Below are 12,646 nucleotides of genomic sequence, written 5' to 3' on the forward strand. Positions count from 1 at the left end.
TTGCTTTTCGAGGCGCAAGCACGGTCTTGCCGTTAAAATCTCGCCCTTTCGTGCCTTTTCCCTCCTGACCTTCCCCGACCGCCGTCCCCCGATGCAACCCGCCGCCTCCAGCCAATCCGCCGCCCAACCCACTTCCCGCAGCGCCGCCGACGACGCCGAACTCGCCCACGACCTCGTCTACGGCCCCGACGACCGGCCCGCCCCCACACTCGCCTTCGTAGCCGCCCTGCAGCACCTGCTGGCCATCATCGTGCCTATCGTCACGCCGGGCCTCCTGATCTGCCAGGCACTGGGCGTCTCGAGCCGCGACACCACGCTGATCGTCTCGATGTCGCTCGTGATCTCCGGCATCGCCACCTTCCTCCAGTGCAAGCGCTTCGGGCCGCTGGGCGCGGGCCTCCTGATCGTGCAGGGCACGAGCTTCAACTTCGTCGGCCCGCTCATCGCGGGCGGCAGCCTGATGGTCAAGCAGGGCATGCCGGTCGCCACGGTAATGTCGGCGATCTTCGGCGTCGTGATCGCCGGCTCGTTCGTCGAAATGGGCGTCTCGCGCATCCTGCCGTTCATCAAGCGGCTCATCACGCCGCTCGTCACCGGCATCGTGGTCCTGCTGATCGGCCTCACCCTCATCAAGGTCGGCCTCATCAGCATGGGCGGCGGCTACGGCGCCATCGCCAAGGGCACCTTCGCGAACCCCGAGAACCTCACGCTCTCGTGCGTCGTCCTCGGCACCATCATCGTGCTCAACCGCGTGCCCATCGTCTGGGTGCGCAGCACGGCGCTCGTGATCGCGCTCGCGATCGGCTATGTCGTGGCCGGCGCCATGGGCCGGCTCGACTTCACCGGCGCGCGCGAAGCCGCCCTCTTTCAGATTCCGACCCCGCTGCACTTTGGCCTGGGCTTCTCGTGGTCGCTCTTCGTGCCGATGCTGATCATCTACCTCGTCACCTCGCTCGAAGCCATTGGCGACGTCACGGCCACCAGCAAGATCTCGAAAGAGCCCGTCGAAGGCCCCGTGTGGATGCGGCGCATCAAGGGCGGCGTGCTCGTGAACGGCGCCAACTCGCTGCTGGCCGGCATGTTCAACACCTTCCCGAGCTCGGTGTTTGCCCAGAACAACGGCGTGATCCAGATCACCGGCATCGCGAGCCGCCATGTGGGCATCTGGATCGCGGGCATGCTCGTGGTGCTCGGCCTGTTTCCGCCGGTCGCGGGCGCCCTGCAAGCCGTGCCCGAGCCCGTGCTGGGCGGCGCCGCCATGGTGATGTTCGGCGCGGTGGCCGCTTCGGGCATCAACATCCTCGCCGGCATCCGGCTGGACCGCCGCGCGCTGCTGATCATCTCGGTCTCGCTGGCGCTGGGCCTCGGGGTCTCGCAAGTGCCCGAGATCCTGGCGAGCGTGCCGCACGCGCTCAAGAACGTGCTCGAATCGGGCGTGGCCACGGGCGGCATCTGCGCGCTCGTGATGAACTGGTTCCTGCCGGAAAAATCGTAACGGCTCGATGCCTGGCCGCCAGCGCTCCAGCGGCGGCCAGGCGAGCCCGCCCCTCGGGCCGGGCAGCGATGATGTGCGTTAGAGTCGAGCCAAACCCACTGCGAAGGAGCACAACGTGAGCGACGACGAACAAGCCATCCGCGAGGTCGTGCAAACCTGGACGGCCGCCAGCAAGCGCGGCGACACGGCCACCGTCCTCGGCCTGATGACGGACGACGCAATCTTCATGGTCCCGGAGCAGGAGCCGTTTGGCAAGGAAGCGTTTGCCGCCGCCTCGAAGGGCATGGAGGGGATGAAGCTCGACGGCACGAGCGAGATCGTGGAATTGAAGGTCCTGGGCGACTGGGCGTTCATCCGCAATCACATTGATATCAGCGTGACGCCGCCGGGCGGCAGCACGGTGCGCCGCGCGGGCTATACCCTCACGCTGCTGCACAAGGGCACCGATGGGCAGTGGCGCCTGGCGCGCGATGCCAACCTGCTGAGCGTGCGCAGCTAGGGCCTGCTCACGCCAATAACAGGGCCTGGCACGGTTGAGCGGCCCAATCAGGCATGGCGCGGCGACGCCTCAGGCAGCAGCCAGCACGTCCTGAAGCCGCCCGATGACGCCCGGCCAGCCACGGCCCATGCCCTCGTACGCGCTCTTGCCCATCGGCGCATCCAGATCGAATCCCTTGTGCTCCAGCGTCAGGCGCGTGCCCTCGCCCTCCGGGGCGAGGCGCCACGCGATCGTGGTGCATTGCTGTCCAGGGCTGCCGCAGCGCATCAACCGATCTCACTTTATGCACCGTGTCGTTTGACGGCGACACTCGCTCGTTTTACTCCTATCCTCATAGCAGGCCGTAACGAATCGCACGCCGTTTCAGCCTTGCGCAATTCATCGGGACTACCGCGCGACCCTGTCCGTGGTTTCAGCCAGCCTTGCCATGCTGCAATGAATGCAGCAGCAGATAATGTCAGACGAAACGCTCGAAACGGACTATCTCGTGGTCGGTGCTGGAGCCGCCGGGATGGCATTTGCCGACGCGTTACTCGCGCATTCCGATGCAACGCTGACCATTGTCGATCGCCGCCACGCGCCTGGCGGACACTGGATCGACGCTTATCCCTATGTCCGTCTCCACCAGCCGTCCGCATTTTATGGCGTGAGCTCGGTGCCGCTCGGGCAGGACGTCCTCGATCCGGCTGGCACGAATGCCGGCTACTACGAACTCGCCGGTGCCGACGAGATTCGCGCCTACTTCGCTCACGTCATGCGCCACTGCTTTCTGCCGAGCGGACGTGTCCACTACTTCCCCTGCAGTGAGTACCTCGGCGATAACCGTTTCGCCTCGCAGGTCGGGCAAAGGTCATGGAAAGTGCGCGTACGTCGCAAGGTTGTGGACACCACCTATCTCGAAGGCACGGTGCCCGCAACGAGCGCCCCGCCTTTCGAAGTCGCAGACGGCGTTCGTTGCGTGCCCGCAGGTGACATAGCGCGCATCAAGGAGCGGCCGCAGCGTTTCGTCGTCATCGGTGCGGGCAAGACCGCCCTCGACACCTGCGTGTGGCTGCTCGAACAGAACGTGCCCGCGTCGTCCATCCGCTGGATCAAGCCCCGGGAGGCCTGGTGGCTGAACCGCCGGTTCCAGCAGCCGCTCGCGCAGCTTCCGGTCTCGTATCGCGGCATGGCGATTCAGCTCGAGGCAATGGCGCAGGCCGCTTCCATCGAAGATCTCTTCGCCCGGCTCGAAGCGGAAAAATTCTTCTTGCGCGTTGATCCCGGCGTTGCGACCAGCATGTTTCGCGGCGCGGTGATCAGCGAGGCCGAATTGGCGTTGTTGCGCAAGATCCGCGATGTCGTGCGCCTCGGCCACGTTTGCAGAATCGAGCGCGACGAGATCGTCCTCGACGAGGGGCGCGTGCCCACCAGCGAGGCGACGGTGCATATCCATTGCGCGTCGAGAGGGCTGATGCGCCGCCCCCTGCGCCCGATCTTCGAGTCGGGCCGCGTGACAGTCCAGCCTTTCCTGTGGGGGTTCGCATGCTACCAGTTCGCCATGCTTGGCGTGATCGAGGCCCTCGTGGAGAACGACGAGGAGAAGAACCGCCTCTGTCCGCCGATCGCGTATTGGGATGCCAACGTGGACTATCTGAGCGCTTTCCTCTGTACCCTCGCGAACGAGCGCGCCCGCATGGCCTGGCCGGCGCTTGCGGGCTGGGCAAAGGCGACCCGTCTCAACCCGTTCGGCGCCATCGCACAGTATCGCGATGTGCCGGATGTTATTGATGCGCGCGAGCGCATCAAGCAACACGCCGCGGCGGCGGTCGGCAATCTTGCGCAGCTCCTCACGGCGAACGCTGCCCCAACGTAGAGGCGCGCGATGCCGCACGCCAGCACAGGAGGGACTATGCGCTCGGGAGTGAAATCCGGCGGGAGCCTGAGACGGTATGCAATCACGGCGATAGCCATCGTCGCCGGTCTGATCGTCATCGGCCGCATCACCGGCATCCTGGTCGACTGGCTGTGGTTCTCTTCGGTCGGCTATGGCAGCGTTTTCTGGACGCTCTTTGCCGCGAAAGCGCTGCTGTTTGCCGCCGTGTTCGCAGTCTCGGCATGCGCGATCGGGCTGTCGGGGATTCTGGCGCATCGTTGCGCGAGAGGCATCGCCATCTTGCGAGCGCCGGCAGCCCGTCCGTCCGGTGCGGTGGAATTCACCGGCGATCTGGTCGAACTGGCCGAACTGGTCGCGCCGCGCATTCGCTGGCGCTTCAGTATTGCCTGCGCCGCGGTCGTCTTTGGGCTCATGATCGCCGCCAGCGAAATCTCGAACTGGGACATTGCGCTTCGCTTCATTTATCAAGTGCCAGTCGGCGAGCGCGATCCCATCTTCGAGCGGGACATCGGCTTTTATCTCTTCTCGCTGCCCGCGTATCTCGCGCTCAAGAGTTGGCTGCTGTGGCTGATCTTCTGGAGCGCGATCGTGGCCGGTGCTGTCTACGGATTACGCGGCGACATCGCGCTGGAGCGGCCGCCCCGAACGCTCTCGGCCGCCGCCATCACTCATGGCTCGGCACTGCTCGGCTTGTTCTTCGCGGTGAAGGCCTGGTCGTGGTGGCTCGAGCGCTTTCTGCTGCTCTATGGCGACAACGGCGTGGTGGTCGGCGCGAGCTATACCGATGTGCACGTCGAGTTGCCGGTCCTGTGGATGCTGGTGGGCCTGGCGGCGGCGTCATCCGTTGCCCTCTGGATCAACATGCGCCGGCGCAGCTATCTCCAGCCCGCCGTTCTCGCACTGCTCGTATTCGGTAGTTCGTTTGTGCTCGCGGTGATCTATCCCTCGCTGTTTCAGCGCTTCTATGTCAAGCCGAGCGAGCTGAGACTGGAAGCACCCTATATCGCGCACACGATCGCGCTCACGCGAGAGGCTTACGGCCTCGCCAAGATCGAGGTCAAGCCGTTCGAGGCCGAGCAGGGATTGACGCTCGACTCGCTGCAGGCCAATCGGGCGACCATCGACAACATCCGGCTATGGGACGTGCAACCGCTGCTCGATACCTACGCGCAATTGCAGGAGATCAGGACTTATTACAAATTTCTCTCGGTGGACATCGACCGCTATCAGCTCGACTCCGGATACCGGCAAGTGATGCTCTCGGCGCGCGAACTGGACCCGGCGATGCTGCCGCCCAACGCCCAAACCTGGGTGAACCTGCACCTGATCTTCACTCACGGCATTGGCGTCGTGATGTCGCCCGTCACCGAGAAGTCCACCGAAGGCTTACCCTCCTTCTATCTGCGGGATATTCCGCCGGTCTCCAACGGCGGCCCGGCCATTCGCGAGCCGCGTCTCTATTTCAGCGAAGGCGGCCAGGATTACGTCATCGTGAACGGCAATGTCGCCGAATTCGACTTTCCCAAAGGCGCCGACAATGCCTACACGACGTATAGCGGGCGCGATGGCGTCGCGATCGGCAGTGCAGCGCGACGCACGCTCTTCGCCTGGCAACTCGACGATCCCAACATCCTGCTGAGCGGCTATATCACGAAGCAAAGCCGCGTCCTCCTTCACCGCAACATTCAGGACCGCGTGCGTACGATCGCGCCGTTCCTGAGCCTGGACCACGATCCCTATGTCGTCGCAAGCAATGGGCGTCTGTTCTGGATACAAGACGCCTACACGGTCAGCCGGTGGTTTCCTTACTCCCGGCCGGGTTTCGGCAACGGCGGCAATTACATCCGCAACGCGGTCAAGGTCGTGGTCGACGCATACAACGGCACGGTCGACTTCTACGTCAGCGATCCCGCCGATCCGCTCCTGCGCACCTACGAGCGCACTTTCCCGGGCGTGTTCAAGCCGTTGGACGCGATGCCGCCAGCGCTGCGGCAGCATATCCGCTACCCCGAGGATCTGTTCCTGATCCAGGCGCAGCTCTACCGCACATATCACATGGATGTGCCGGAGGTCTTCTATAACCGCGAGGATCTGTGGCAGTTTCCGCGCGAGCTGGTCGGCATGGATGGCGAGGGCGCCGCCACCACGATGCCACCGTACTACACGATCATGCGGCTGCCCGGCGACGCGCGCGCCGAGTTCATCCTCATGCTGCCGATGGTGCCGAGCCAGCGCGAGAACATGATTGCCTGGCTCGCGGCGCGTTGCGATTCCCCAGGGTACGGCAAGCTCGTCGTCTATACGTTTCCCAAGGACAAGCTGGTCTATGGGCCGTTTCAGATCGAAGCGCGCATTCAGCAGAACACCGAGATCTCGCAGCAGATCTCGCTGTGGAATCAGATGGGCTCACGCGTCATTCGCGGTCATCTTGTGGTCGTGCCGATCGAGAACTCGATCCTTTACGTTTCGCCGCTCTATTTGCGCGCGGCATCCGGTCAGCTGCCGGAGTTAAAGCGCGTGATTGCCGCCTATGGCGAGCGCGTGGTGATGGAGGACACCCTCGGTGAAGCCCTGGCGGCGCTCTTCAAGGAGACCGCGCAGGCTGCACCGCCACCGCGAGGCACCGTGGACGCGCGCGCGCGCGAGGCGCTTGCCCACTATGACCGCGCCATCGAGCGATTGAAGGCGGGAGACTGGAGCGGCTTCGGCGCGGAACTGGATGCCCTCCGGCCGCTGCTCGAAGCACTCGGTGCCGGCCAGTCCGATGGGCAGAAATGACCACGGAGAGATTTTAAAGACCGTTTATGCGGCAATGGAGGCGGCCATGCCAGGGATCGGTAAGGAAAAGGTCGTTGAAGTCCTCAACCGGGATTCTGGAGTCTGAGCTGGCTGGGGTCGTTTGCCATACTCACTATTCATTCCTGGTATTCGGCTTTGGCCGCATCCCCATTGTGGCGTGGCTGCGGCAGCAGGCCGACGCATCGCCCGTGCACGCCCAGCAGGCCGGCGAAGTGGACAAGATGCTGCGTCGCCCCGGAGCGACGATAGCGCCGCCGGATCGCGGCGCGGCGCCGAAATGGCTCGACACGAAATTCGCCACGAACGCGACATCCAAAGCCGAATACGCGCCTGTGAAGCTGGGCATCTGCTGGGCTCCCGAGGTCCTGGCGAGCCTGCCGCACGCGCTCGAGAACGTGCTGGAGCCAGTCATCCCAAGCCAGCGCCGCTGCGCTGCTACTTTCACGTCATCGCATGGCTCTGGAATTTGAGCCATTCGTGGCCAATTGTCGATCGTCCGTGCCAGCGTGCGATAATGCGCAGGCTCGCAGTAGCGCGAAAAAGCTTGACACGCCTTTTGCGTCTTCGCGCCAATCTTCGTCACTGCCGCCAGCTGTCGCATGGACAGCACCAGGAAGTCTGGAAGGAGTTTGACTTTCGCCAGATCGATGCAGCGCTTACGTGTGGGATGCCAGAACAGCGGCATCTCCCCGGCAGTTTTACCGGATCAACGATTGTGTTCAGCAAACGGAAGCGTTTCTGTTGGCACAACCGAACGCTGCACAGGAGCTGGTCTTGGAACAACTCGGTCATTTACTCGTCGTCGCTTTATTGCGGGCGCTCTCAATACTTCCCTACCGATGGGTCGCGAGGCTTGGCAGCGGACTCGGCGCGGCGCTGTACAGGCTTCCTGGCCGTCGCAAACATATAGTCCTTGTCAACCTGCATCTCTGCTTTCCGGAAAAGTCCGCAGGCGAGTGCGATAAGCTTGCGAGGGAGCACTTCCGGCACGTCGTGCGCAGCTATCTCGAACGAGGCATTCAATGGTTTGGTAGCGCGCGAAGAATAGGCAATATCGTCCAGATCGAAAGCGCGATTGATCTCGAAGACAAGAATGCGCCGCCCACCATTTTTATGGGCTTTCATTTCGTGGGCATCGAGATCGGGTGCATTCTTTACTCGCTGAAAATGCCCGCCGCTTCTTTGTACACCCACATGTCGAACACGCGTCTTTGCGACCTGGCCAAGCGGCAGCGCGGCCGATTCGGCGCAGAGATGATCGAACGCTCGACAAGCGCCAGAAAGATCGTGAGACGCCTTCACGAGGGCAAGCCGGTCATGCTTGCTGCGGACATGGACCACGGTATCGAAAACTCTGTTTTTGTGCCTTTTTTTGACGTCCCCGCGTGCACGCTGACTTCTGTTTCGCGGCTTGCGAAAATGGGGCACGCACGCGTTGTGCCGTTCGTCACGGAAGTACTGCCGGATTTCAAAGGGTATCGGTTGAACGTTTTTGCACCGCTCAACGATTTCCCATCGGGATCCGACACCGACGATGCGCGTCGCATGAATGCGTTTCTCGAGACCCAGATACTGAAATTCCCTGCCCAGTACTATTGGGTGCATCGACGCTTCAAACATCGTCCAGAGGGCATGCCCGCGGTGTATTGATCGTGCGATGCGCGCCGTACTGTGGGCGAAGACCTCCTTCGTTGTCCCGAGGGATATCATGGTGCAAGCGCCTTTTGCCTGACGGTTCGAGCAGCGCGATAGCAGAGGGAAGCGCCATGATCCAATCCGCCGATGTGATCGTCATGGGTTCTGGTCAGGCGAGGCGCTCGCGCATCAGGCCGGGCGCAGCGTGTCGCCGAGCGGCAGCGCGCGCAAGGTCGCGCCGGTAGCGGCGGCAAGCGCATTCGCGACCGCGGGCGCGGCCGGCGGCACCCCGGGTTCGCCGATGCCGGTGGGCGGCTCTTTCGAGGGCACGATATGCACTTCGACCACCGGCATGCCATTCATGCGCAGCACGGGGTAGTCGTTGAAATTGCCCTGCGTGACGTGTCCCTTGTCGAACGTGATGCCGGCCCGCAGGAACGTGAGACCGAAGCCGATCCCGCCTTCCACCTGCGCGGCGACGATATCCGGGTTGACCACCGTCCCGCAATCGACCGCGCAGACGATGCGGTCAACCGTGAACGAGCCGTCCTGCTGCACCGTCACTTCGGCCACCTGCGCAACATAGGTGCCAAACGCGACCTGCAGCGCGATACCCCGGCCGCGCCGCGTGCCTTGCGGCCCGGCCGCGAGCGGCGTGGACCAGCCCGCCTTTTGCGCCACGAGGTCGAGCACGCCGCGATGCCGCGGCCTGGCCGCGAGCAGCGCGTGACGAAATGCATAGGGATTCTTACCAGCGGCGCGCGCCGCTTCGTCCATCATGGTTTCGCCGACGAACGCAGCATGGGTGTGGCCGACCGAGCGCAGCCACTGCGTCTGGACCGGCAGCTTCGGCGCATGCTGCGTGACCCTGAAGTTCGGGATGTCATAGGGAATGTCGGCCGAGCCCTCGACGAGCACGGGATCGACCGAATCCGGCTTCGGCAACTGCATGAAGCTCTGCCCGACCACATCGTGATTCCACGACACGAGGTTGCCGGCCTTGTCGATGGCGACCCGGACCTTGTGAACCGTGAGCGGGCGGTAGTAGCCCGCGCGCATATCGTCTTCGCGCATCCACACGAGCTTGATGGGCGCATCGATGCCTTGCGCGTGCGCCGCGCGCACGATGCGGCACGTCTCACGCACATAGTCCGAGTGCGGGTTCGCGCGACGGCCGAAGCTGCCGCCGGCATAAAGCTGATGGATGGTGACCTGCTCTGGCTTCAGGCCGAGCTCCTGCGCGGCCATCGCCTGGTCGCCCGTGTGCCATTGCTCGCCGTTCCAGATCTCGCAGCGGCCGCCCTGCAGACGCACGAGGCAATTGAGCGGCTCCATGGCCGCGTGAGAAAGATAGGGCTGCTCATAAACCGCTTCAATATACTTGCCGCCATCGGGCGCCGCGCCAAGCACCGTGCCGCGTTGTTCCGCGATTACGCCGGGCTGGTCGGCAAGCGCGCGAAACTGCTTGTAGATGTCGTCGGAGCTCAGTGCGAATGCATGACTGTCGTCCCACGTGATCTTCAGCGCGTCGCGGCCCTGGCGAGCCACCCAGGTGTTGTGCGCGAGCACGGCCACGCCGCCTTGCACTTCGCCATCGCCGGGCACCTCGACCACCGCAACCACGCCCTTGATCGCCTTCGCCTGGCTCGCGTCCACGTGCAGGACCTTGCCGCCCAGGCGCGGAGGATGCGCAATGACGGCCACCAGCATGCCCGGTACCTTGATGTCCTGCGTATAGATCGCCGAACCGTTCACCTTCTCCGGGATGTCGACGCGGCGGGTCTTGGGACTGCCGATCAGCTTGAACTCGCCGGGCTGCTTGAGCACCACGTTCGTCGGCACGCTCTCGCGCGCGGCGGCGGCAACGAACTGGCCATAACCGGCGCGGCGGCCCGAGGCGGCGTGCACGATCGTGCCGTCTTCAACGCGAAGCGTGGCGGCGTCCACCTGCCACGCCTTCGCGGCGGCGGCCACCAGCATCATGCGCGCCGCCGCCGCGGCCTCGCGCATCTGCTTCCAGGCGCCGGCCATCGCCGTGCTGCCGCCGGTAGCCTGCAGCGTCCAGCCAAACGAAGCGAACATGGGGTTCGCGTACTTCTTGACGTCGGCCGGCGCGGGCACGACCGTTACCTTGTCGAGCGGCACGTCGAGCTCGTCGGCGGCCAGCGTGGCCAGCCCCGTGAAGGTGCCCTGGCCCATCTCCAGATACTCGGAGACCACCGTGACCATGCCATGCGCATCCACGCGGATGAACGCATTCGGCTCGAACGGCAGTTTCGCGGGGTCGAGCGACGCCGCCACCGCGAGGCCACCGCGGAACCCAACGGCAAGCGTCAGCGCCGACATGCCGGCGAGGAACTGGCGCCGCGTGAGCGTCGCGCGCGCTCCATTGCCGGGGATTTGTGCGGTTGATTGAGCCCCGCCCTGTGCCGCGCCTTCGCCACGGATCGTGTCACGCATGCTTGAGCGCCTCCGATGCGTGATGGATCGCCGCGCGAATCCGCTGATAGGTCGCACAGCGGCAGATGTTGCCGCTCATCGCGTCGTTGATGTCGGCGTCGGTGGGACTGGGCTTCGTCGCGAGCAGCGCCACCGCCGACATCACCTGCCCCGACTGGCAGTAGCCGCATTGCGGCGCCTGCGCCTCGATCCAGGCGGCCTGCACGGCGGCCCCGACCTTCTGCTCGTGGATCGCCTCGATCGTCGTCACGCTGCGGCCTTGCAGCGAGCCGACCGGGGTCACGCACGCGCGCGTGGGCTCGCCATCGAGATGCACCGTGCATGCGCCGCACAGCGCCATGCCGCAACCGAACTTCGTGCCCGTGAGCCCGAGCTCGTCGCGCAGATACCAGAGCAAGGGCATCTCGGGATCGCCATCGAATTGATGGCGCTGACCATTCACCACAATCTGTACCATGTTGTTCGGCCTTTTCTGTGCTGTGAGGGTGGCGACGTCCAGCTCAAACGGACGAGCACTCACTCGGCGAGTGTATGCAAGGCGAGTACAACGGGCCATGCCGAATAGTCCGCTTCTTTTGCCTGATCGTCTTGAATGCGCGTACGAAATAAATGAATATGCATGCGTTCGGCACTACTCCATGCGCGCCATGCGCATGCGAATCTCCCCATATATTCCCGCTGTTATGTCCATCATGCAATTTTCGCATGGTGCTATGTGTAATCAGCATTGGACGCACCAGGGCAAGTCGCACGAGTATCCGCGTTCTGCATTTGTAGCCGCCTGGCCGCACTCGGCCTTTCAATGCGCATACATGCATTGAAGGCGCAGCGAAAATGCGTGTGACGAGAACAAGGATCGGGCGAAAGTCGCAGCGATACCTTGCGAGTCTGGAGATAAGGAGACGATATGAGTAGTTCAGTTAAACGACATATCGGCCCGTTCGCGCTGATGTTCACCGGCCTCGGGTCGATCATCGGTTCGGGCTGGCTGTTCGGCGCGTGGAAGGCTGCCAAGATCGCCGGCCCCGCCGCCGTCTGCGCATGGATCATCGGCGCCGTGGTCATTCTCGCGATTGCGCTCACTTACGCCGAGCTTGGCGCGATGTTCCCCGAATCGGGCGGCATGGTCCGCTACGCGCGCTACTCGCACGGCGCACTGGTGGGATTCATCAGCGCCTGGGCCAACTGGATCGCCATCGTTTCGGTGATCCCCATCGAAGCCGAAGCCTCGATCCAGTACATGAGCACCTGGCCCTACCCCTGGGCGCATGCGCTGTTCGTGAACGGCGAGCTCACTCCATCGGGACTATTGCTCTCGGCGCTGCTCGTCATCATTTACTTCATGCTCAACTACTGGGGTGTGAAGCTGTTCGCGCGCGCCAATAGTGTCATCACGATCTTCAAGTTCATCATCCCCGGTCTCACGATCGCGGGCCTGATGGCTACGGGTTTCCATCACGAGAACTTCGGCCAGTCGACCGACTTCGCGCCCTATGGCTGGTCGTCGGTGTTCACGGCCGTTGCCACCAGCGGCATCGTGTTCGCGTTCAACGGCTTCCAGAGCCCGATCAATCTCGCCGGCGAGGCGCGTAACCCGTCGAAGAGCGTGCCGTTCGCGGTGATCGGCTCGATCCTCTGCGCGCTCGTGATCTACGTGCTGTTGCAGGTTGCTTATATCGGCGCAGTCAGCCCGTCGGATGTCATGAAGGGCTGGAACACCTTCAACTTCAAGTCGCCGTTCGCTGAGCTCGCCATTGCGCTGAACCTGAACTGGCTGGCGATTCTGCTCTACGTGGACGCGTTCGTGAGCCCGAGCGGCACGGGCACGACCTACATGGCCACGACCTCGCGCATGATCTACGCGATGGAGCGCAACAACACG

At 63.7% G+C, this 12,646-nt stretch carries 9 protein-coding genes and 1 pseudogene; 7 read left to right on the plus strand and 3 right to left on the minus strand.

Annotation, left to right across the window (positions count from 1 at the left end):
- Positions 1-91: 91 nt before the first annotated feature.
- Both EYW47_RS27510 and EYW47_RS27515 read left to right on the plus strand, forming a co-directional pair.
- A complete protein-coding gene (locus tag EYW47_RS27510) occupies positions 92-1,495 on the plus strand; it encodes a uracil-xanthine permease family protein (RefSeq protein WP_133197994.1) in 1,404 nt (467 codons plus the stop codon).
- Positions 1,496-1,610: 115 nt separating this feature from the next.
- On the plus strand, positions 1,611-1,994 hold the full coding sequence (locus EYW47_RS27515) for a YybH family protein (protein WP_133197995.1): 384 nt from the start codon (positions 1,611-1,613) through the stop codon (positions 1,992-1,994).
- 69 nt (positions 1,995-2,063) lie between these two features.
- Here EYW47_RS27515 and EYW47_RS27520 read toward each other — a convergent pair whose 3' ends face one another.
- Positions 2,064-2,261 (minus strand): SRPBCC family protein, encoded by a 198-nt coding sequence (locus tag EYW47_RS27520; protein ID WP_133197996.1) that lies wholly within the window; start codon positions 2,259-2,261, stop codon positions 2,064-2,066.
- Positions 2,262-2,448: 187 nt separating this feature from the next.
- Here EYW47_RS27520 and EYW47_RS27525 point away from each other — a divergent pair, with 187 nt between their 5' ends.
- The 4 genes and pseudogenes from EYW47_RS27525 to EYW47_RS27540 all read left to right on the plus strand — a co-directional run bounded on the left by EYW47_RS27525 (position 2,449) and on the right by EYW47_RS27540 (position 8,319).
- Entirely contained in the window at positions 2,449-3,849 is a 1,401-nt protein-coding gene (locus tag EYW47_RS27525; RefSeq protein WP_165976690.1) for an NAD(P)-binding protein, read from the plus strand.
- 36 nt (positions 3,850-3,885) lie between these two features.
- Positions 3,886-6,648 carry a UPF0182 family membrane protein gene (locus tag EYW47_RS27530; RefSeq protein WP_133197998.1) on the plus strand — a complete coding sequence of 921 codons (2,763 nt, stop codon included), beginning with the start codon at positions 3,886-3,888 and terminating at the stop codon, positions 6,646-6,648.
- A gap of 46 nt (positions 6,649-6,694) precedes the next feature.
- Positions 6,695-6,881, plus strand: a pseudogene (locus EYW47_RS27535) (ferritin-like domain-containing protein); the annotation flags it as partial.
- A 562-nt stretch (positions 6,882-7,443) separates the two neighbouring features.
- Complete coding sequence (locus EYW47_RS27540; RefSeq protein WP_133197999.1) at positions 7,444-8,319, plus strand: lipid A biosynthesis lauroyl acyltransferase; 876 nt, start codon at positions 7,444-7,446, stop codon at positions 8,317-8,319.
- Between the two features lie 174 nt (positions 8,320-8,493).
- On the opposite strand, the gene EYW47_RS27545 is transcribed toward EYW47_RS27540, so the two are convergent.
- Positions 8,494-10,650, minus strand: coding sequence for a xanthine dehydrogenase family protein molybdopterin-binding subunit (locus EYW47_RS27545; RefSeq protein WP_240763948.1), 2,157 nt, complete (start codon positions 10,648-10,650; stop codon positions 8,494-8,496).
- 106 nt (positions 10,651-10,756) lie between these two features.
- Entirely contained in the window at positions 10,757-11,221 is a 465-nt protein-coding gene (locus EYW47_RS27550; RefSeq protein ID WP_133198001.1) for a (2Fe-2S)-binding protein, read from the minus strand.
- Positions 11,222-11,671: 450 nt separating this feature from the next.
- On the opposite strand from EYW47_RS27550, the gene EYW47_RS42085 reads away from it, so the two are divergent.
- Positions 11,672-12,646: APC family permease (locus EYW47_RS42085; RefSeq protein WP_240763943.1), on the plus strand; the 975-nt coding region annotated here is incomplete at its 3' end.

Source organism: Paraburkholderia silviterrae, assembly GCF_004353915.1.
In the GTDB taxonomy this organism is placed as follows: domain Bacteria; phylum Pseudomonadota; class Gammaproteobacteria; order Burkholderiales; family Burkholderiaceae; genus Paraburkholderia; species Paraburkholderia silviterrae.